The organism is Mesorhizobium sp. BR1-1-4 (genome assembly GCF_020165375.1).
GTDB classification, from domain to species: Bacteria; Pseudomonadota; Alphaproteobacteria; order Rhizobiales; family Rhizobiaceae; genus Mesorhizobium; species Mesorhizobium australicum.
Genome location: NZ_JAIUIB010000005.1, coordinates 370,907 through 391,018 on the forward strand (window position 1 = coordinate 370,907; position 20,112 = coordinate 391,018).

Annotated in this window: 21 protein-coding genes; 11 read left to right on the forward strand and 10 right to left on the reverse strand. The window is 62.6% G+C overall.

Annotated features, from left to right (window positions below; all coding sequences use genetic code 11):
- Positions 1 to 34 precede the first annotated feature (34 nt).
- The 5 genes from LB571_RS13530 to LB571_RS13550 form a co-directional block, all read right to left on the reverse strand.
- Positions 35 to 1,126 (reverse strand): methylenetetrahydrofolate reductase, encoded by a 1,092-nt coding sequence (locus tag LB571_RS13530; protein ID WP_224595034.1) that lies wholly within the window; start codon positions 1,124 to 1,126, stop codon positions 35 to 37.
- Positions 1,123 to 1,737, reverse strand: a complete 615-nt coding sequence (locus LB571_RS13535) for a methylenetetrahydrofolate reductase C-terminal domain-containing protein (protein WP_015317422.1) — start codon at positions 1,735 to 1,737, stop codon at positions 1,123 to 1,125. Before LB571_RS13535 ends, LB571_RS13530 begins: the two co-directional genes overlap by 4 nt.
- Positions 1,730 to 2,032, reverse strand: a complete 303-nt coding sequence (locus LB571_RS13540) for a virulence factor (RefSeq protein ID WP_015317423.1) — start codon at positions 2,030 to 2,032, stop codon at positions 1,730 to 1,732. The genes LB571_RS13535 and LB571_RS13540 overlap by 8 nt, the downstream gene beginning before the upstream one ends.
- A 202-nt stretch (positions 2,033 to 2,234) precedes the next feature.
- The gene (locus LB571_RS13545; RefSeq protein ID WP_224595036.1) at positions 2,235 to 3,017 is read right to left on the reverse strand and encodes a formyl transferase; all 783 of its coding nucleotides are present in this window, start codon (positions 3,015 to 3,017) and stop codon (positions 2,235 to 2,237) included.
- Positions 3,018 to 3,138: 121 nt separating this feature from the next.
- Positions 3,139 to 3,714: a DUF4893 domain-containing protein gene (locus tag LB571_RS13550; RefSeq protein ID WP_224595038.1), complete on the reverse strand. Its 576-nt coding sequence runs from the start codon at positions 3,712 to 3,714 to the stop codon at positions 3,139 to 3,141.
- A 120-nt stretch (positions 3,715 to 3,834) separates the two neighbouring features.
- On the opposite strand from LB571_RS13550, the gene LB571_RS13555 reads away from it, so the two are divergent.
- Positions 3,835 to 4,755 (forward strand): NAD-dependent epimerase/dehydratase family protein, encoded by a 921-nt coding sequence (locus tag LB571_RS13555; protein ID WP_224595039.1) that lies wholly within the window; start codon positions 3,835 to 3,837, stop codon positions 4,753 to 4,755.
- A gap of 5 nt (positions 4,756 to 4,760) precedes the next feature.
- Here LB571_RS13555 and LB571_RS13560 read toward each other — a convergent pair whose 3' ends face one another.
- Positions 4,761 to 5,390, reverse strand: coding sequence for a DUF1638 domain-containing protein (locus LB571_RS13560; protein ID WP_224523149.1), 630 nt, complete (start codon positions 5,388 to 5,390; stop codon positions 4,761 to 4,763).
- A 55-nt stretch (positions 5,391 to 5,445) separates the two neighbouring features.
- Between LB571_RS13560 and LB571_RS13565 the strand changes: the two genes are divergently transcribed.
- Positions 5,446 to 5,583 carry an entericidin A/B family lipoprotein gene (locus LB571_RS13565; protein ID WP_015317428.1) on the forward strand — a complete coding sequence of 46 codons (138 nt, stop codon included), beginning with the start codon at positions 5,446 to 5,448 and terminating at the stop codon, positions 5,581 to 5,583.
- Positions 5,584 to 5,663: 80 nt separating this feature from the next.
- On the opposite strand, the gene LB571_RS13570 is transcribed toward LB571_RS13565, so the two are convergent.
- Positions 5,664 to 6,362: a corrinoid protein gene (locus LB571_RS13570; protein ID WP_015317429.1), complete on the reverse strand. Its 699-nt coding sequence runs from the start codon at positions 6,360 to 6,362 to the stop codon at positions 5,664 to 5,666.
- A gap of 288 nt (positions 6,363 to 6,650) precedes the next feature.
- Here LB571_RS13570 and LB571_RS13575 point away from each other — a divergent pair, with 288 nt between their 5' ends.
- From LB571_RS13575 to LB571_RS13605, 7 genes are all read left to right on the forward strand, one after another.
- Positions 6,651 to 8,225 (forward strand): trimethylamine methyltransferase family protein, encoded by a 1,575-nt coding sequence (locus LB571_RS13575; protein ID WP_140615930.1) that lies wholly within the window; start codon positions 6,651 to 6,653, stop codon positions 8,223 to 8,225.
- Between the two features lie 97 nt (positions 8,226 to 8,322).
- The gene (locus LB571_RS13580; protein WP_181166284.1) at positions 8,323 to 9,003 is read left to right on the forward strand and encodes a 4Fe-4S dicluster domain-containing protein; all 681 of its coding nucleotides are present in this window, start codon (positions 8,323 to 8,325) and stop codon (positions 9,001 to 9,003) included.
- Positions 9,004 to 9,110: 107 nt separating this feature from the next.
- Positions 9,111 to 9,848, forward strand: coding sequence for a dienelactone hydrolase family protein (locus LB571_RS13585; RefSeq protein WP_224595040.1), 738 nt, complete (start codon positions 9,111 to 9,113; stop codon positions 9,846 to 9,848).
- A 99-nt stretch (positions 9,849 to 9,947) separates the two neighbouring features.
- A complete protein-coding gene (locus LB571_RS13590; RefSeq protein ID WP_224595212.1) occupies positions 9,948 to 11,126 on the forward strand; it encodes an NAD(P)/FAD-dependent oxidoreductase in 1,179 nt (392 codons plus the stop codon).
- A gap of 120 nt (positions 11,127 to 11,246) precedes the next feature.
- Positions 11,247 to 11,807 (forward strand): RNA polymerase sigma factor, encoded by a 561-nt coding sequence (locus LB571_RS13595; protein ID WP_224585008.1) that lies wholly within the window; start codon positions 11,247 to 11,249, stop codon positions 11,805 to 11,807.
- A gap of 2 nt (positions 11,808 to 11,809) precedes the next feature.
- Positions 11,810 to 13,996, forward strand: a complete 2,187-nt coding sequence (locus tag LB571_RS13600) for a vWA domain-containing protein (protein WP_224595041.1) — start codon at positions 11,810 to 11,812, stop codon at positions 13,994 to 13,996.
- 339 nt (positions 13,997 to 14,335) lie between these two features.
- Positions 14,336 to 14,605, forward strand: a complete 270-nt coding sequence (locus LB571_RS13605) for a hypothetical protein (protein WP_224595042.1) — start codon at positions 14,336 to 14,338, stop codon at positions 14,603 to 14,605.
- A gap of 18 nt (positions 14,606 to 14,623) precedes the next feature.
- Here LB571_RS13605 and bmt read toward each other — a convergent pair whose 3' ends face one another.
- Positions 14,624 to 15,646 carry a betaine--homocysteine S-methyltransferase gene (bmt, locus tag LB571_RS13610; RefSeq protein WP_015317437.1) on the reverse strand — a complete coding sequence of 341 codons (1,023 nt, stop codon included), beginning with the start codon at positions 15,644 to 15,646 and terminating at the stop codon, positions 14,624 to 14,626.
- A 121-nt stretch (positions 15,647 to 15,767) separates the two neighbouring features.
- Entirely contained in the window at positions 15,768 to 16,625 is an 858-nt protein-coding gene (locus tag LB571_RS13615; RefSeq protein WP_140661059.1) for a helix-turn-helix domain-containing protein, read from the reverse strand.
- Between the two features lie 228 nt (positions 16,626 to 16,853).
- Here LB571_RS13615 and LB571_RS13620 point away from each other — a divergent pair, with 228 nt between their 5' ends.
- Entirely contained in the window at positions 16,854 to 17,864 is a 1,011-nt protein-coding gene (locus tag LB571_RS13620; RefSeq protein ID WP_224595044.1) for a fatty acid desaturase, read from the forward strand.
- A 94-nt stretch (positions 17,865 to 17,958) separates the two neighbouring features.
- Positions 17,959 to 18,786: a phosphate/phosphite/phosphonate ABC transporter substrate-binding protein gene (locus LB571_RS13625; RefSeq protein ID WP_224595046.1), complete on the forward strand. Its 828-nt coding sequence runs from the start codon at positions 17,959 to 17,961 to the stop codon at positions 18,784 to 18,786.
- Here the strand turns inward: LB571_RS13625 and LB571_RS13630 are convergent.
- Positions 18,751 to 20,106 carry a M24 family metallopeptidase gene (locus LB571_RS13630; RefSeq protein ID WP_224595047.1) on the reverse strand — a complete coding sequence of 452 codons (1,356 nt, stop codon included), beginning with the start codon at positions 20,104 to 20,106 and terminating at the stop codon, positions 18,751 to 18,753. The genes LB571_RS13625 and LB571_RS13630 overlap by 36 nt on opposite strands.
- Between the last annotated feature and the right edge of the window lie 6 nt (positions 20,107 to 20,112).

A 20,112-nucleotide genomic window follows, 5' to 3' on the forward strand; every position in this document is an offset into this window, starting at 1 on the left:
TGTCGATCAAGCGAATGGTCGCTCTCCGCGCAAGTCAATGCGCGGTCTTCACCATGTCCACCTGGGTTTCGGTAATGTCGTCGTGCAGGATGCGGTCCAGCCGGTCGGCGACCATCTGGTCGTCGCGGCGGATCTCGCGCTTCCACGGCTGGCGGCCCTTCAGCACGCCCGATTCATCTACGATCTCGGCGACATATTCCTCCTGGCGATAGGCCATCACATGGATGCCGGAGACACCGGGAATTTCCTTCACCTCGTTGATGATGTCGGTGCAGAGCTGCTTGCCTTCCTTCTTCTGGTCCTGGGCGCCTTCCAGCCGCTTGATGATAACGTCAGGGATATGGATGCCCGGCACGTTGGAGCGGATCCATTTTGCCGTCTTGGCGGAAGCGAGAGGGCCGACGCCACACAGGATGAACACTTTCTCGGTGTGGCCGAGATCACGCGCCTTCTGCATGAAGGTCTTGAACATCGGCACGTCGAAGCAATACTGCGTCTGCACGAACTGCGCGCCGGCGGCGATCTTCTTGCCGAGATGGATTGGGCGAAAGTCGAAAGGCGGCGCGAACGGATTGACGGCAGCGCCCAGGAACAGCTGCGGCGGCGTCGTCAGCTTGCGACCGGACAGAAACTTGCCGTTGTCTCGCATGATGCGGCAAGTTTCCAACAGCGACATGGAATCGAGGTCGAACACCGGCTTGGCGCCCGGCTGGTCCCCGGCCTGCACGCCGTCGCCGGTCAGGCACAGCATGTTGGCGACGCCCATCGCGGCGCCGCCCAGCACGTCGCCCTGGATGGCGATGCGGTTCTTGTCGCGGCAGGCGATCTGCATGATCGGGGCGTAGCCCATGCGGGTCAGAAGTGCACAGATGCCGACCGACGACATATGGCAATTGGCGCCGGACGCATCGACGGCGTTGATGGCGTCGACCCAGCCGTCGAAGATCTTCGCACGGTTGTAGACATCCTCCGGATCGGCGCTGTCGGGCGGGTTCAGTTCGGTCGTCACCGCAAACTCGCCGCGCCTGAGCACGCGCTCCAGCCGGCCGCGCGAGGTGTGGCCGGGCAGGGGATCGAGCGGCAAATGGATGCCGGCCGGATTTTCGTCGAGCTGGCGGCCGGTCACGCGGAGGCTCCGGTCTTCGCGGCAGCGGCGGCTTCACGGGCTGCCGCGGCCTGCGCGGTCACCCGCAGCCAGGCAGAGGTTTCGCGCAACGACTGGTCGACCGGCTTCTGCACGGTGAGGATCCTGTCGGAGTTGACCATGTTCTGCGAACCTTCCCAGGCCTTGACCCAGACGCAGGGCATATCGGGTTCGACCTCGCAATTGCCGTTGGCGCGCACGCCGCCGCAAGGGCCGTTGCGCAACTGCTTGGGGCAGTTCATCGGGCAAGACATGCCGGTCGAGGACAGGATGCACTGACCGCACATGCGGCAGTCGAACATGAAGCCTTTTACGCGCTTTTCGACGAACTTGATTGGAGCCTCGACGCGGCCATAGCCGATACCCTTCCACAACGGGTGCAGCAGCAAGAAGGTGTCGGCGAAGCGGGCGTAAAACCATTCGAGCAAGCGCGAATGCCTGATCGACCACAGCCGTATCGCGAAGGAGCGCTGTACGCGCCGCTGCGGCGAGACATCGGCCGGCTTGTAGTCGGACTTCGGCGCCGCCTTCTTGACCTGAGTGGCCTGCGTAATGGCCACGCCTTCCTTGCTGACGGGAGTGGTTTCAGACATTTTCTTTGCCGCCGGCCTTGACCAGAGCGACCAGCCGCTCGCGGTCGTATTTCGCGTCGATCTCGTTGAAAGCCTTTTCGACCTCGGCTTCGAGATCGTCACCGACCGGAACTGGATCAGCCTTGCGCCATTCGGCCAGATAGTCGTCCGTGCCGCCGGCGCCGGTGCGCATGGCGCACATGTCGATCGCCTCGGTGAAGCGCAACGGCAGTTCGCGCTTGGCGTTCTGCCGGCCCTTCTTGACGATGACCTGGGCAGGAATGTCGCGCCAGTAGACGACGATAAGATCGGCCATGAATTCTCGCTCCTCGATCCCCGAGCATTGCCGCAAGCGCAGTGGGCCCGCTTGTTATGGGACGACGCGCGCGCATTCAAAAGCGACGCATTTGGATGTCGTAAAATGAAAGGTGCGTTTATTCGTTTGCGACCCATGCCGCGACGGGGTCACTGCAGCGGTAATGGCGGCGGAATTTGCGCTGTTCCGGACACTGGATACGTTACCAAATGCCGGTTCTCAGCCCTGTCCAGACGTAGAACCAGATCGTCGGGTGGTACCACTGCTTCGATGGCAGCCCTGGATCGAACGTTGCAAGTTTTCCGGCCAGCGCGTCGCTGACCGCCTCGACGCAGATGTCGCGCGAAAACGCCGCCTGGCGCAGCGCATAGCTTGAGATGGTGTCACCTTGTTTCGGCTCGCCGCGCACCTGCTTCAGCACGCCACCAGTGTCGACGCCCGCATCGACCAGATGGACGGTGGTGCCGAAATTCTGCGGATCGCCTGACGTCAACGCCCAATAGCCGCCATTCATGCCGCGATATTTCGGGGTGATGCCGGCATGATAGTTGAGCACCGGACACGGCATTTTGGCCAGCATCTCCCTGGAAATCAGCCGGCAGCCGTTCAGCAGCACGACGCCGGGCTTGATCGTCTCGATTGCCTGCAGACATTCCGGCCCGTTGGCGGATGCCACATGGATGATGACCTGGCCTTGCCGCGGTTCCGTTTCAAGCTTCTCCTCGGCAATCAACCGGGCGGCGTGTTTGACATTAAGCCGTTTGCCGAGCCTGCTCAGCACCATGGTGCCGAGCTGGCCGATGGCAGAGATCCAGCCCTGGCGTCGGGCGCGGCCGCGCAGCAATTGCTTTTTAGATTCAGGGATTTCGAGGACGACGCTGACAGGGCCGACGCGGTCGGCGAGGTCGTTGATCATGGCCCAGACATGCGCGCCGCCACCGGTGACGACCACGATAAGTCGCGGATTTGGTTGCGACGCTGCCATTGATCTTTCCGTGCTCCAAGGACCGGCTGATGTGGCCGGACCTTAGGGCGGGCGGGTTAATCCTTGGTATGCCGGAAGCCTTACCAACCCATGAAGACCCCGGTCAGCGCATGAAGACTGGTCAGCGCTTGAACTCCATGATGTCGAGCTTCGATTCATAGTAGGGCGCGGGGAACTCGATGCGCCATTCCTTGGCGCTGTTTCGGAAGGCGTAACCGACCTGGTCGGTTTGCGGGCCGCTGCCATAGGGCTTTGCCCGATCGTCGTTGACGGAGCCGGAGCCAAGATAGATCGAGCGCTTGTCGCCGTCGTCGAAGAAGCGGCCCTGGGTGCGTTGAGAACCGCTGATCTTTTCTAGCCGCCAGCCGGAGCCATCATCGGTGACCCTGCATTTGAACCAGCCATAGACAACGAGCGGGCTCAGTCCGCCGACCTTGATCGTGCGGCACCGCCAGTTGCCGGTGAGATCCTTGTCGGAGAAGGCGACCAACGGCTTGGCCAACAGCGTGTCGAGCTGCTTGAGCTCGGCGGGGTTGGCCGCCTTTGCTTCGGCGAGCGCCGCCTTGCGGGTGTCGCCATATTTGTCGAGCCGCGCCTTATCGGCAGGCGTGATCAGTTTTTGCACTTGTCCGTCGGCAAGGGCGGGCAAAATATAGCAGAGGAGACCAAGGGCGGCGATCAATGAGCGAAGGATCATCAAAGAATTCCCTGTTTTGTCTGGAACGGCGCTGCCGCCGCCTGGCGCATAACTTACCGGGTCGCTGGCGCCTGTCATCCGTGCTTAACAGCGTCTCGGTCAAAACTCATGGTGTGACGCATGCGAATCTTGCTTACGGGATCGTCGGGTTGGCTGGGCAGCGCGCTGGCGCCACTCCTGCGTGAGCTTGGACATGACGTGACCGGCCTCGATCCCGTTCCATCGGCCGAAACGCGGATCGTCGGTTCGATTGTCGACCGTGACCTCGTCATGCGTGCCGTCGGAGAAAACCGGATAGAGGCCATTATTCACAGCGGCGCGCTGCACAAGCCCAACATAGACAGCCACGCCAACGGCGATTTCATCGCGGCCAACGTGCAAGGCACGCTAAACCTGCTCGACGCGGCGGTGGCGGCCAATGTGCAACGCGTCGTCTTCACGTCAACGACCTCGCTGATGATCTCGCAGGCGATACGCGACGGCTTCAAGGGCGGTGCGCGCAAGGCGGCGTGGCTGACGGAAGCGATGTCGCCCGAGCCGCGCAACATCTATGGCGTCACCAAGCTATCCGCCGAGCATCTCTGCCGTCTCTACCACCTCCAGCACGGGCTGCCGGTGGTGGTGCTGCGCACGGCACGTTTCTTCCCCGAGGCCGACGACATGGCGCCTGTCATCGAGCAGTCGGACGCCAACACCAAGGCGAACGAACTGCTGTTTCGGCGGCTGACGGTGGAGGACGCCGCGCAGGCGCATGTCGCGGCCTTGGAGAAGGCACCGGAGCTCGGCTTCGACATCTTCATCGTCTGCGCGCCGACGCCGTTCCAACCCGAAGATTGCGAGGCGTTGATCAAGGACGCACCGTCCGTGGTGGCGCGGTATTTTCCTGAATTTCCCGCTCTCTACGCGAGGAAGGGCTGGACGATGTTTTCCTCGATCGACCGGATCTATGACGCGTCGCGGGCGAGGGACAGGCTGGGTTTTGCTTGCAGGACGAGCTTTGCCGACGTGCTGGCGGCGCTGGCAGCCGAAGACCCGGCCTGAAGCCGTCAGGCGTTCGCGGCCGCCCGCTCCAGGCCTGGCGTCAGGTCGCCAAAACCGGTGGAGCGGCGCTCATAGGCGAGGCCGAGCAGGGCGGCGGCCTTTTCCGCGACCTTGTCGAGCTCCGGATCATCGGTCTGCGCCAGATAGATCAGCTTCTCGTAATTGCCGAAATAGTCGTTGATCAGCTCCGGGTGCTTGTCCAGCCCGAGCGGCTTCATGAAGAAGGCATCGAACTGGCGGCACAGGAAGTCCGTCATGTAGAAGGACATCATGTCGTCGTCGGCGACCTTCGCATAGGCTTCCATGCCTTGATAGAACGCGAAGCAATGCGGGCCGGCCATGCGTTCGACGCCATGCTTCTCCAACACGCGGTCAAGCAGGCCGCCAGTGCCGCAATCGGCATAGCCGACGAAGATGTGTTCATAGCCTTCCGCCCTGGCCTTCTCGATCGCCTTGTCCATGGCCGGCGCGATGCGGTCGGGATGGAAATGAAACTCCGCCGGCAAACACGTCAATTCGAGGTGATCCAGCCCGAGCTGTTCCTTGACGGCCAACACCTCGCGCGCAATCATCCCGCAGGCGATGACGAGCAGCCTGTCTGTCTGATTCGGTTTTGTTTTTTTCGTCTTGACCAAGTCGAGCCGGCTTTTCGCTGCGGGGCTAATTTATCTGTCGAGGGAGACACCGTCCATGAAACTGCTACGCATAGCGCCGATGGCTATCCTTGCCTGCGCTCTGGCACTTACGGCCTGCGCCAACACCGTTCGGGGTGTCGGCAAGGATGTCAAATCGACGGCGAGGGCGGTCAAAGACACCGTCGCCAATTGATCGGCGGCCGTCCCTCATCTGGGGACAAAAAAGCCGCGCTGCAAGGCGCGGCTTTTTTTTCGTCGCCCTGATGCCTTGGATCAGGCCGAAGCACGCACGTTGTGCTTGCGCTTCATGAAATCCTTGGCGGTCTCGACCGCCACCGCCGCGTCGCGGCAATAAGCGTCGGCGCCGACGGCCTTGCCGAATTCCTCGTTGAGCGGCGCGCCGCCGACCAGCACGACGTAGTCGTCGCGAATGCCCTTTTCCTTCATCGTGTCGATGACGACCTTCATGTAGGGCATGGTGGTGGTGAGCAGTGCCGACATGCCGATGATGTCGGGCTGGTGCTTTTCAATCGCGTCGAGATACTTTTCGACCGCGTTGTTGATGCCGAGATCGATGACGTCGAAGCCAGCACCCTCCATCATCATGCCGACGAGGTTCTTGCCGATGTCGTGGATGTCGCCCTTGACGGTGCCAATCACCATCTTGCCCTGTTTCGGCGCGCCGGTGGCGGCGAGCAGCGGACGCAGGATGAACATGCCGGCCTTCATGGCGTTGGCGGACAAAAGCACTTCCGGCACGAACAGGATGCCGTCGCGAAAATCCTCGCCGACGATACGCATGCCTTCGACCAGCGCTTCGGTAAGCACCTTGTAGGGCGCCCAGCCGCGCTCGAGGAGGATGTTGGTGCCTTCCTCGATCTCTTCCTTCAGCCCGTCATAGAGATCGTCGTGCATCTGCTGCACCAGCTCGTCGTCGGAAAGCTCGGAAAGGATGATCTCGTCGTCGGACATTTTTATCCAGCTCCTCACGGCATCGCGACTGTGTCGCAAGGCACAAAATAATGGTGTTCATACCTAACCCGCAACGGGCGGGTATCCATAGCTGATTTGCGACTTCCCGCAAAAGGAAAGCGACTGGAAAATCTATCGGTTTTCTTGTCGATTTTGCGACAGGCGTTGGCGCGGACGGGCCGTTTCGAATAGGGTGCATGGCTACGATCCGGGCAAAGCCGCGTCATGCGGCCGCAACGGTTACGGACCAGCCATAGTCAGGCGGGCCATATTCAGGGAAGAGCGATCATGAGCGAACACGCGGCAGTCGACCAGGAAGCGTCAAACGCGCGGCGTGGGCGCGGCGCCAGTGGCGGAGCGGCGGCCAGGCGTGCGGCGCGCTCAGGCGGCGGCCCCGGCACCCAGCTCACCTATATCAAGCGCAAGATCAACGTCTACGAGGTGCTGAACGAGGAAGGCCTGGCGCTGATCGAGAAGAACACCGATACGGTGCTGGAAGAGATCGGCATCATTTTTCGCGATGACGCCGAAGCACTGCAGCTCTGGAAAGAGGCCGGCGCCGACGTCAAGGGCGAGCGCGTGCATTTTCCCAAGGGGCTCTGCCGTTCGCTCTTGAAGACCGCGCCGCCCATCTACACCCAGCATGCCCGCAATTCAGAACGCTCGGTGCAGATCGGCGGCAATGCGACGGTGTTCGCGCCGGTCTATGGTCCGCCCTTCGTGCGCGATCTCGACGGCGTCAGGCGCTACGCGACGATCGAGGATTTCCAGAATTTCGTGAAGCTTGCCTATATGGCGCCGTCGATCCACCATTCGGGCGGCACGGTGTGCGAGCCGGTCGACGTGCCGGTCAACAAGCGTCATCTCGACATGGTCTACGCGCACATCAAATATTCCGACAAGCCGTTCATGGGTTCGGTGACCGCACCGGAGCGCGCCGAGGACACGGTGGCGATGGCCAAGCTCGTCTTCGGCGACGACTTCGTCGAGAACAACACGGTGCTGACCAGCCTGATCAACGCCAACTCGCCGATGGTGTTCGACGAGACCATGCTTGGCGCCCTGAAGGTCTATTCGCGTCATAACCAGGCCTGCATCGTCACGCCGTTCATCCTGGCCGGCGCGATGAGCCCGGTGACGGTCGCCGGCACGCTGACGCAGGTCCTGGCCGAAGTGCTGGCCGGCGCCTCGTTCACGCAGCTGATCCGTCCGGGCGCGCCGGTGCTGTTCGGCACCTTCGCCTCGTCGATCTCGATGCAGTCGGGCGCGCCGACCTTCGGCACACCGGAGCCGTCGCTGGTCTCCTATGGCGCTGCCCAACTCGCCCGCCGGCTCGGCTTGCCGTTCCGTACCGGGGGCTCGCTCTGTGCTTCGAAAGTTCCGGACGCACAGGCAGCCTATGAGAGCGCCAACACGCTGAACTCGACCATTCTCGCCGGCACCAATTTCGTCCTGCATTCGGCAGGCTGGCTCGAAGGCGGGCTGGCCTCCTGCTACGAAAAATTCATGATGGATATCGACCAGCTCGGCATGACCCAGAAATTCTCCGAGGGCGTCGACCTGTCGGAAAACGGCCAGGCGATGGACGCCATCCGCCAGGTCGGCCCGGGCAGCCACTATCTCGGCTGCGACCATACCCAGGCCAATTTCCAGACCGCCTTCTACCGCTCGTCGATCGCCGACAACAACTCCTACGAGCAGTGGCTGGCCGAGGGCCAGAAGACCGCACCGCAGCGCGCCAACGATCTGGCGCGGCGCTGGCTGGAGGCTTATGAAGCGCCGCACCTTGATGAAGGCATCGATGAAGCCTTGAAGGATTTCATCGCCAAGAAGAAGGGGTCGATGCCCGACGCCTTCACCTGAAAGGAGCCCGAGTCAGGCGGGGCTAAAGTCGCCAACATCATCCACAAGGAAGTCTGGCGGAGCGCCTTCTCCGATCCGGACAAGAAGGGATGATTGCGTGCGCGGTATGATCGAGGAGATCACGGCCGCGCTTGGCGCCAACGGCCTCATCCTGCGTGGCGGTCTTCTTTTTCCCGATGACGAGGGTGCTCCTGATGGCGCCTCGGGCGCGCCGGCAAAGTCTGTCCTGCTGGTAGGGCAGGCGGGCGCCGCGCCTTGGCCGCATTTCCTGCGCTGGCGGGACCAGCAGCCACAGGCGATCGCCGATCCGCTCGACACCTGGTCGCGGGAGGTCATCGGCGAGGTGGCGCAAGAGTTTGGTGCCCGCGTCGTTTCGCCGTCGGACAAACCTTACCTGCCGTTTCAGCAATGGGCTGTTCGGGCGGAAGGGCTGAGGCCGTCGCCGCTCGGCATCCTCATGCATCCGCAATACGGGCTTTGGCATGCTTATCGCGGCGCGCTGCTGTTCGAGGACGAGATAACGCTTCCGGAATTTCGGGAGACGATCCATCTTTGCGACACCTGCGTCGACAAACCTTGTCTGAAATCCTGTCCGGTCGCCGCTTATTCGACGGATGGTTTCGCCTACCAGGCCTGCCTCGCGCATGTGCGGGGGGCGAATGGCGAGCCGTGCCGGGCCGGTGGTTGTCTTGACCGCAATGCCTGCCCCTATGGCGCGCAGTATCGCTATCCGCCGGAGGTCCAGGCCTTCCACATGGCTGCGTTCGCTGGTCCTTAGCGCATCACGCGATCCCGCACGAAATGTTGACCGCCGGGCTCAGGGAACGCCTTGCCGTGGCGGTTTGCGCGGATATGTATCGCGCATCTGGCAAGACGGAGCAGGCAATGACGAAGCAGGACCTTCACATCAAGACCAATGACGGTGTGGCGAAGGCAGGCCTGTTCCGCTCGGCCAAGGTTTCTTCAGCCAAGGCTGGCGTCATTCTCTACCAGGACGCCTTCGGTCCGCGCCCGGCGCTTGACCTGATTGCGGAACGGCTGGCGGGCGAGGGCTATGCGGTGCTGGTGCCCGATCTCTTCTACCGCAATGCTCCTTATGGCCCGTTCGACGCCAAGACCGCTTTTGTCGAAGAAAGGACCAAGGCGCCGCTGATGGCGCTGGTCACCGGCACGACGCAGGAAATGACCATCAGCGACAGCGCCGCCTTTGTCGACGCGCTCGCCGGCGAAGGCGTCACGGGACCGATCGGCACTGTCGGCTATTGCATGGGCGGGGCGCGGGCGCTCAACGCCGCCGCGACCTACCCCGACAGGATCAAGGCCGCGGCCAGTTTTCATGGCGGCAACCTTGCCAGCGACGCCGCCGACAGCCCGCACCGCAAGGCGGCCTCCATCAAGGCGCGCGTCTATGTCGGCATGGCGGGCGTCGACCGGAGTTTTCCCCCGGAGCAGTCGACCAAGCTGGCCGAGGCGCTGAGGACGGCGGGAGTCGACTATCTGCTGGAGAATTATGTCGGCATGGCGCATGGCTGGTGCGTGCCCGACCACAGTGTCTACGACGAAGGGGGAGCCGAGCGTCACTGGAAACGGCTGACGGCGCTGTTTGCCGAGACACTGACCTGAGTCTCGCGCGGCTATTCCCACCTGTTGGCTGCCCGATCCGTTCGCGGTATCAGGGCGTCTCGTTGAATGAGCGGGAGCCGCGCGGGGACGATCAACCTGATGCAATCCTATGATGTCGTGATCATCGGCGCCGGCGCCGCCGGAATGATGTGCGCCGTGGAAGCCGCCAAGCGCGGCCGTTCGGTGCTGATCCTCGATCATGCGGCGGCGCCTGGCGAAAAGATCCGCATCTCCGGCGGCGGCCGGTGCAATTTCACCAACATCCATGCGAGCCCGAAGAATTTCATATCGAGGAATCCGCATTTCTGCATCTCGGCGCTCAGCCGCTATACACAGCGCGACTTCATTGCGCTGGTCGAACGCCACGGCATTGCCTACCACGAGAAGACATTGGGGCAGCTGTTTTGCGACGGCTCCGCGCGCCAGATCATCGACATGCTGGTCTCGGAAATGCGGGGCAGGGGCGCCGAGCTGGTATTGTCGACCCGCGTCGAGGCTATCGGCAGAACCGAGGAAGGGTTTGAACTCGCCCTCTCCACCGGCTCGGTTTCATGCCAGTCCCTTGTCGTGGCCTGTGGCGGCAAGTCGATCCCCAAGATGGGCGCGACGGGCTTCGGCTACGAGCTTGCCGAACGGTATGGCCTTGCCGTCGTCGAAACACGGCCTGCCCTGGTGCCGTTGACCTTCGACGCAAAAACGCTTGAGCGGCTTTCGCCCCTGGCCGGAAACGCGGTCGACGCCGAGATTGCCTGCGGCAGGACGCGGTTTTCCGAGGCGATGCTGTTCACGCATCGCGGCGTCAGCGGGCCATCCATCCTGCAGATATCCTCCTATTGGCGCGAGGGCGATGAGATCCGCATCGCCATGCTGCCGGGCACGGATGTGGCTGAACTCATCCGCGCTGCCAGGCGTGGCAATGGCCGGCAAGCGGTGCAGACCGTGCTGGCAAATCATTTGCCGAAACGACTGGCTCAGGCGATAGCCGAGCAAACCGGGCTGGACGGCAACCTCGCCGATCTTTCCGAGGCTCAGATCAAAACCGTCGAGGCTGCGGTCAACGACTGGCGCATCAAGCCAGCCGGTTCGGAGGGCTACCGGACGGCCGAAGTGACGCTCGGCGGGGTAGACACCAACGGCCTCGACCAGAAGACGATGCAGGCGAAGCTGATGCCGGGCCTGTTCTTCATCGGCGAGGTCGTCGACGTCACCGGCTGGCTCGGCGGCTATAATTTCCAATGGGCGTGGTCGTCGGGCTGGGCGGCGGGCCAGGCGTGTTGACATTCAGGTGAGGCCGGCCTGACCTCACTCGGTACGCCCTGGACGCAAACGCCCAAATTCGAGAAAAATCTTTCCATCACCCCAAGGATTAGCCATTAGCCTTCGTCCAACAGGCAAATGATGGCGATGATGCTGGATGAGAGCGAAGCCTCCGACGCCGAACTGATCGGGCGGGCGAAGGGCGGAGACAGGGGGGCCTTTGGCAAATTGCTGGAGCGTCACTACGACTTCGTCTATCGCGCCGCCTATCGCTGGTGCGGCAGGAAGGCGGATGCCGAAGACATCGCCCAGGAAGTCTGTGTCAGGCTGGGCAAGGCGATCCGCGATTATCGCGGCGGCGGCGCGTTCACGACATGGCTCTACACCATGACGATGAACGCCGCGCGCGACACGATGCGCAAGACCCAGCGCGAGACGGTCAAGACCGCGGCCTATGGCGTCCATGCGCTGATTTCGAGCGAGGGCCCGGCCGAGGGTGAAGACCCGACCGGGGCGTTGTGGGCGGCGGTGCGGCAATTGCCCGACAAGCAGCGCGATGCCGTGATGCTTGTCTATGGCGAAGGCTTGAGCCACGCGGCCGCCGCCGAAGCGATGGCGATCTCGGAGACGACGGTTTCCTGGCACATCCACGAAGCGAAGAAACGGCTGAAGACGTTGATGCGTTCAGCCGGGGAAGTGTGACCATGGTCGACGACAACGAACTCAGAAAGCTGCGCAACGCAGCGGTACCGGCGCCGGGCGAGAGTGCGAAGGCACGCGCCTTCGAAGCCGCCCTGCGCACCTATGATCAGCAAAATATTTCCGCCGTCACCCAAGGATCGGTTGGCGGCCTTCGTCTCACGGAGCGAGCACAAAAGCTCTGGAGCGAGATCATGCAAAAGAAACTCATTGCCACGCCGGCCCTTGCCGGGCTCGTCGCCCTGCCGATCGCTGGATACGCCACCTTCCATTTGCTGAGGGAACAGCCGTCGCCGTTCGGCGGCGACGAGAAGATCACCGAGACGCTGGCCGACAAGCCGGCGACGCAGAAGCCAACCGTCGCCGAGCCGAAACAGGCTCCCACGGCGCTGGAGAAGGACAAGAAGGCAGACTTGGATGTGGAAAGCCGCGACGCCAGCAATGCTCTTGCGCCGGCCGCACCACCGAACTCCGAATCGGGTGCCGCCGGTGGCGCAGCACAACCGAGCGCGCCGGTGAGCCCCACTGTATCGTCGAGGTTTGACCTAAAGACCTACAGCGGCAAGAAGGTGGAGTATGGGACTTTGCCAACCTCCAGGCCGGCCCCCGCACCCAGTGGTGAGGTGTCACGGGAGAGTGCCGGCCTCATGCCAAACGCGCCTAATGCCGCGCGGGCCAGTCGCGTCCAGGCTGCCGAGCCCAAGCTTATGGCCCCGCAGCAGCCGGCGGCCATCCCGGCCGACCAGATCGCGCCGCAGGAGGAAAACCGCGATCGCGTCCAGGATTTCAAGACCAATCCCGTGCATGCGGCACTGCAAGACCCGGTCTCGACCTTCTCGATCGATGTCGACACCGCGTCCTATTCCTTCGTGCGCGGCTCGCTGAAGCAGGGCTACCTGCCGCAAGCCGACGCGGTCCGCGTCGAGGAGATGATCAATTACTTCCCTTATGACTGGAAGGGGCCGGAATCGGCCTCAACGCCGTTCAACTCGACCGTCAGCGTCATGCCGACGCCGTGGAACGCGCACACCAAGCTGATGCACGTCGCCATCAAGGGTTTCGACATCAAGCCGACCGAGCAGCCGAAGGCCAATCTGGTCTTCCTGATCGACGTGTCGGGCTCGATGGACGAACCGGACAAGCTGCCGCTGCTCAAGTCGGCGTTCCGGCTGCTGGTCAGCAAGCTGAAGGCCGACGACACCATCTCGATCGTCACCTATGCGGGCGATGCCGGCACCGTGCTGATGCCGACAAAGGTTGCCGAGAAGGACAAGATCCTCAATGCCATCGACAATCTGCAGCCCGGTGGCTCGACGGCAGGCGAGGCCGGCATCAAGGAAGCCTACAAGCTTGCCCAGCAGTCCTTCATCAAGGATGGCGTCAACCGAGTGATGCTTGCCACTGACGGCGACTTCAATGTCGGCCAGACCGATGATGACGACCTGAAGCGGCTGATCGAGAGCGAACGCAAGACCGGCGTGTTCCTGTCGGTGTTCGGCTTCGGCCGCGGCAATCTGAACGATGAAATGATGCAGACCATTGCCCAGAACGGCAACGGCACCGCCGCCTATATCGACACGCTGGCCGAGGCCGAGAAGGTGCTGGTCGAAGATGCCTCCTCGACGCTGTTCACCATCGCCAAGGACGTCAAGATCCAGGTCGAGTTCAACCCGGACAAGGTGTCGGAATACCGGCTGATCGGCTACGAGACCCGGGCGCTCAACCGCGAGGATTTCAACAATGACCGCGTCGATGCCGGCGATATCGGCTCGGGCCATTCGGTCACCGCGATCTACGAGATCACGTCCAAAGGCGGTGGCGGCGAGCAGATCGATCCGCTGCGCTACGGCCAGGCGACGGTCAACAATGGCGGCGTCGCCAATGCGGACGAATATGCCTTCGTCAAGATCCGCTACAAGCTGCCCAACGAGGACGTCTCAAAGCTGATCACCACGCCGGTGACCTCGGCCAACGAGGTCGCGTCCTTCGATCAGGCCAGTACCGACCAGCGTTTCTCCGTCGCCGTCGCGGCCTTCGGCCAGAAGCTGCGCGACGAGGATGCGACCGCGAAGTTCGGCTACGACAAGATCATGGAGATTGCCACTGCCGCCCGAGGAGCCGACCCGTTTGGGTACAGGTCCGAGTTCCTTTCGCTTGTGCGCCTTGCCTCGGCGCTGGGCGGCAACCGGTAGTGGCGATGACGGCCGGTTTCTTTCAGATGATGGGATCGTTCTGATAACCGGCCCGGGCGGGTGAGGCAGGCCGGCGAGGGATACTTTTCCTTGCCGGCCCTTTTCGGATCTAACGATATTCAGGTGAGACCGGCCTGCAAACAGTGGCTTCCGGCGCTCACGTACTTAAGTACGCTCCGCTCCGGTTCTCGGAAGTCACTGTTTTCGGCTCGGCCTGACCTGAAGCTCAACCGATCCAGGAGCAGCGCACGGGATCGTTAAATTGCTCGGCATTTCCGGTACCGGATCGCAATTTCCTCTCGCTACACCGGTCATGTCTAAGGCTTGAGGGAGCCGGAATTGAAAATCACAACCATCGCCAACCCGACTCCGCCGGCACGTGACGCTTCGGCGAGTTTATCAGCCCCGTCAGCCGAATCCAGACGCATCAGCGACGATGTCGCGCAGGCGCGCCACACCGCCATGTCGGCGCTGACCAATGACCGCTTCCGCGCCATGCTGGAGCAGATTTCTGATCCGATCGCTTCCGGTGCGCTGGCAACAATGCGCGGCGACAACGTGGTCGATTTCCAGTCGGCGCAGTCAAGCTACGCCGACAACAGCGAATAACCGCAAAAAGAAATCGCCTCAGGCGCGGCTGCGCCGCCGCTCGCGGCGGGCTTCGCTGGTCTCGGCGGTGTTTGCCGTCGCCACCTTGTTGCGCATCGGGCCAATGCGCTCGACGATCTTTTCGACGGTCGGGCGATCCGCCCTGGTGTGGGCGTCGAGCGCCTTGCGCATCGCGGCCAGATGCTGGAACGAGGTGCCGCAGCAGCCACCGATGATCTTGGCTCCGCCATCCACGGCGAGCCGGACATAATCGGCCATCAGTTCCGGCGTGCCGGAATAGTGGATCTCGGTGCCACGGAATTCGGGAATGCCGCAATTGCCCTTGACGATGACAGTCGCCTCCGGCTTGGCCTCGGTCATGTCGAGCAGCGAGGCCAGGATGTCGGAAGCGCCGACGCCACAATTGGCGCCAACCCCGAGCGGCGCTTGCGACAGGCCGTCGGCGACGCCGTGGATGTCTTTCGGCAGCAGGCCCATCATGGTGCGGCCGGCGGTGTCGAACGAGCCGGTATAGGTGTAGGGCAGGCCGACGCGGATGGCGGCTTCGGCCGCCGCGCGGATCTCGTCGGGCGCCGACATCGTCTCGATCCAGGCGACTTCGGCGCCACCTTCCTTGAGACCTTCGATCTGCTCGGCAAAGGCGTCGACCGCTTCGTCATAGGTCATGGCACCAAGCGGCACCAGCAGTTCCCCTGTCGGACCGACCGAGCCGGCGACGATCACCTTGCGGCCGGCCTTGTCGGCGACAGCACGGGCGATCTCGGCCGCGCGCTTGTTCAGCGCATGCACGCGGTCCTGCGCATGGTGTAGTTTCAGCCGGTGGCGGGTGCCGCCGAACGAGTTGGTCAGGATGATGTCGGCGCCGGCGTCGACGAAATTCTGGTGCAGGCTGGTGATGGTGTCGGGCGCGGTTTCGTTCAGCAGTTCCGGCGCCTCGCCGGCCTCCAGACCCATGGCGAACAAATTGGTGCCCGTGGCGCCATCGGCCAGCAGCACACCCTTTTCAGCCAGCAGCGCATCGATCGGATTGCTCGTCGTCATCGGATTGGCTTTCGTGTCCTGGAATTCGAACCGTGTCTTGGAATTCGAACATGTCTGGGAATTCGAATAAGGATATAAAGAAGTCTTTATGTCCAGTCAATGAGAATGCGGTGCTGAGCGCTCAGGCAGAGCCTGATGCGAACGACATGCCGGCCAGGTTGCGCGCGAAGGCGGCCGCTTCGTGCGGATTGATGTCGGCGGCGCGGATCAGATTGTCGAAATGTTGGGTCAGGGCCTGGACCGGCTGGGTGGCGTTCAGCACCACATACATGTCGCCGACATAGATCGCCGCGCGATAGGGGCCGAATATGGTCAGCGGGATCGAATAGCGCATGCGGCCATCATAAAGGAACAGGCGGAAGGTCGGATAGAGATCGTCGAGCAGCGTCGCCATATGGGCAAGCTGCTGCTGGCGGTCGGCCGCCGGGAAACGGTCCCACACACCGAGGCCGCGGGCGAAGATCTCCAGCGTGTGGCGCGGCATGCAGACTTCCATGTCGGTTTCCGGCCGCCGGTTGTACTCGATGCGGTATTGCGTTTCGCTGGCCTGCGCCAGTCGGCTCCTGTTGGTGATGTTGGCTTCGTAGTCGACGAGCGCGTGGGTGCGCAGGAGATCGGGAATGCCAGCCGGCACATAGCGGATCTTGGTGCCCGCCGCTTCCGCGAACCATTTGGCGAGCAGCGTGCGGTCGAAACCGTCGGGCGCTTCCTCGATCTCTAGGCTCTCGCGGATTTCGCCGGTCACGCCCTCGTCCTGGCTAAGACCAAGCAGCCAGTCTAGCGACACTTTGAATTCGGCGGCGATGTTGAGCAAGGTTTCGGCGCGCGGCAGGCGGGTCGAGGCACCTGACATCAGTTGCGACAGCGCCGACCTGTCGATGCCGACTGCTGACGCGAAAGCCGATTGGTTGAGGTCGGAGCGTGTCAGGAGGAGCTTCAGACGCTCCCGGAAGATTGCCGACAGGTCGCGCTTGTCCATCATCTCACTCCTTGGATCGGGAGGAAAATTTTTCGCCGAAGCGGCCGAAGAAGCGCTTCAGGCGTAAACGAATCCCTAAGACTGTTTACAATGTATAACATATGCAGCCAACAATGCGCAGACGCAACATTTTGTGCACTTTGTCGCGTTGAGTGGAATCATATCTCCTGACACAATGCTGTCAGGAATCGGTTGGGGTTCCGGCGACTGAGGACAGTGGTCGATAGCATGACTGGCAAGAGCATCCGTCGAAGCAGCAGATCGGCCATCGAATGGCCGACCGTGGTTCTCGCTTTCCTCTGCTACGGCACATGGTTGGCCGCCGGCTTCTTCCTCTGGCCGTCATATCCCATAGCTGCACTGATCGTCATGGCCGTCACGCTGGCTTTGCAATCCTCTATCATGCACGAGGTGCTGCATGGTCACCCGACCCGCAACGGCCTCGTCAATGAAGCTTTCGTCTTCCTGCCGATCGGCCTTGCCTGGCCGTTCCGCCGTTTCAAGACCATTCACCTGCGCCACCACGCGGACGAGCGGCTGACCGATCCGCTCGACGATCCCGAGAGCTATTACCAGGCGCTCTGGATGCACGAAGAAATGCCGCCGCTGATGAAATTCGTGCTGAAGGTCAACAATACCATGGCCGGTCGCCTCGTCCTGGGGCCATGGCTGTCCTGCATCGGCTTCTTCATCGATGACGCCAAGCACGTGATTGCCGGAGACAAGGCGATCCGCAAGGCCTGGCTGCTGCATGCGATAGGCCTTGCCGTGGTGCTGCCGGTCGTGCAGTTCGGCTTCGGCATGCCGGTTTGGCTCTATGTGCTGGTGCCGGTCTGGCTCGGCCAGTCGCTGATCTCGATCCGCACCTATGCCGAGCACCAGTGGTCGGAGCATCCGGAAGGTCGCACGGTGATTGTCGAGCGCTCACCGCTGTCGTTCCTGTTCCTCAACAACAATCTGCACTTCGTCCATCACAAGAGCCCGACCATCGCCTGGTACCGGCTGCCGAAGCTGTTTCGTGACCGGCGTGAGGAATGGCTGCGGATGAACAATGGCTATGCCTATCCGAACTATTTCGCGCTGCTCAGATCCTATGCTTTCAAGGCCAAGGAGCCGATCGTGCATCCGGTTCTGCGGCGCGCGCCCGAGCCGGGCAGGGCGTTCAAGCCGCGCGTCAGGGCGCGCAGCATCAGTGGGCTTGGCAGCGCGCCGGTTCCCGCCGAACCGCCCAAGGAATAGTATCCGCGTGTAGAGTGGATAACGTGTCGGCCAATTCTGATTGGGCGCCGCGTTTTTGCGATCCTTTGTCCCGGCATGGTGGTTTGATATCGGCATGAGCGAATTGATTGCGGCGTTGCCGATGTATGACTGGTCGGAGGCGCGCGACGAGGTCGACGCGCAATGGGCGTCGTTGCGCGATTCATTCCGGCGAAGGGGTATCGATGCGCCGCAATCCATCGTGCGCCGCAATGGCGACCTGCCGCCGGTGCCGGGCGGCATTCGGGATGGCGAAGGTAAACTCGTCGCGCCCGATCCGGCGGCGCTGCCGCCGGACGACCTCGATTTCCACAAGCTCTGGATGCATCCGGCGCTGCTGTTCGCGCAGACCTGCTGGGGGCCGATGGAACTCGGTCTGTCCCGGCATGTGCAGGTGGTCGGTCAGCCAAGCTATGACGCCTATGAAGGCGGGCAGGGCGAACTTTATTCGAGCGCGCTGGTGATGCGGTCGGGCGAGGGGCCGGAGGTTCGGTCGCCCACCGATGGCAAGGCCTTGCTGCCGCTCGATCTCATCCGGGGCAGGCGCTTCACCTTCAACAGCCTCGATTCCATGTCGGGCATCATCGCGCTGACGCGCGACCTGAAAGCGGCCGGCGAAAACCTGGACATATTTTCATCGCACAGCGAAAGCGGCGGCCATCGCGACTCGATCGTGGCGGTCGCCGAAGGCAAAGCGGATGTCGCCGCGATCGATTGCGAAAGCTGGGCGCTGGCACGGCGTTTCGAGCCGGCGGCGCGCAAGGTCGTGATCGTCGGCTGGACGGCGCGACGCAGAGGCTTGCCGTTCATCACCGCCAGGACAACGCCGGAAAAGACCGTGCGCGCGATGCGCGAAGCGCTTGCCGGATTAGCCGAGCAGCCTCGAATCCAACGGGTAGGTTGAAAGCTTTTCGTTGCCGGTGTCGGTGATCAGGATCTGTTCCTCGATCTTGACACCCTCACGCCCGCCAAGCCGGCCGATATAGCTCTCCACACACAGCACCATGCCCGGTTCCAGCACGCCGTCGGGTGTGTGGGATGTCCAGTCGCTGGCATGCGGCAAGGTCGGATATTCGTCGGCCAGTCCGACGCCGTGGTAGAGTACGCCGTAGCGGGTTGGGAAGCAGTCTCCAGGCGGTACAGCCGAGCGTTCGACCAGTTCGTGAAACGAGACGCCGGGCTGCATCAAAGCGGTGTTGTACTCGATCTGGTCGGCGGCGATGCGGAACAGGTCGCGCTGTTCGTTGGTCGGCTTTGTATCGCCACAGAGCCAGGTGCGCGAGAGATCGGCGCAGAAGCCGTAGGGGCCGATCAAATCGGTATCGAAGGCGACGAGATCGCCCGCCTCCATGATCCGCGACGAGCATTCCTGGAACCACGGATTGGTGCGCGGTCCCGACGTCAGCAGCCGCGTCTCGATCCATTCGCCGCCGCGCGCGATGTTGCCGCGATGGAGTTGCGCCCACAATTCGTTTTCGGAGATACCAGGCTTGAGCGCCTGTTCCATCTCGCCCATCGCCGCCTCGCAAGCGACGATGGCGCGGCGCATGGCAAGGATTTCATCCGGCGATTTGATCAGCCGCGCGTTTTCCATAACCGCCTCGCCATTGCCGATGGAAATGCCGAGGCGGTGGAGTTCTTCAACGCCTTCCGGGTTGATGTGATCGACGGCGATGCGGTTGTTGCCGCCGCCATGCTCCCTGATCAAATCGGCGATACCGGCGGCCCAACGGCGGACTTTCTGCTTGGTCAGCTCGCCGCCATAAAGATACATCCACGACACGGCCGGCCGAACTTCGTCGACGATGCCGGAATGATCGGACAGGTGCTCGCAGGAAAAGTAGTCGAACAGCACCACCGGACCCTCGGTGGCGACGAAGCAATGCCGCGTCGGATTGTGCGCGACCCAGAGCTGCATGTTGGTCGAGTCGGTCGCATAGCGGATGTTGACAGGATCATAGAGCAAGGCGCCGGCGTAGCCGCGGCGCTTCAGCTCGGCGCGGATGCGCTCGAGCCGGTATTTTCGCATTGTCGGCAGGTCGGGCGCGCTAACACCCGCCGCCGCCCATTCCGCTTCGGCTTGCGCGCCATAGCCCAGCACATGCTGGTTGAGCGAAGCCGCCTTCTCGCGGGAGGCGTCGCGCAGCGCCTCGATCGAGCCTGATACAAACGGCATGATCTTGCGGTGTCGGCCGAAGCTTCCCTTTGGCGCCCCGCTGTCCATCCCGTC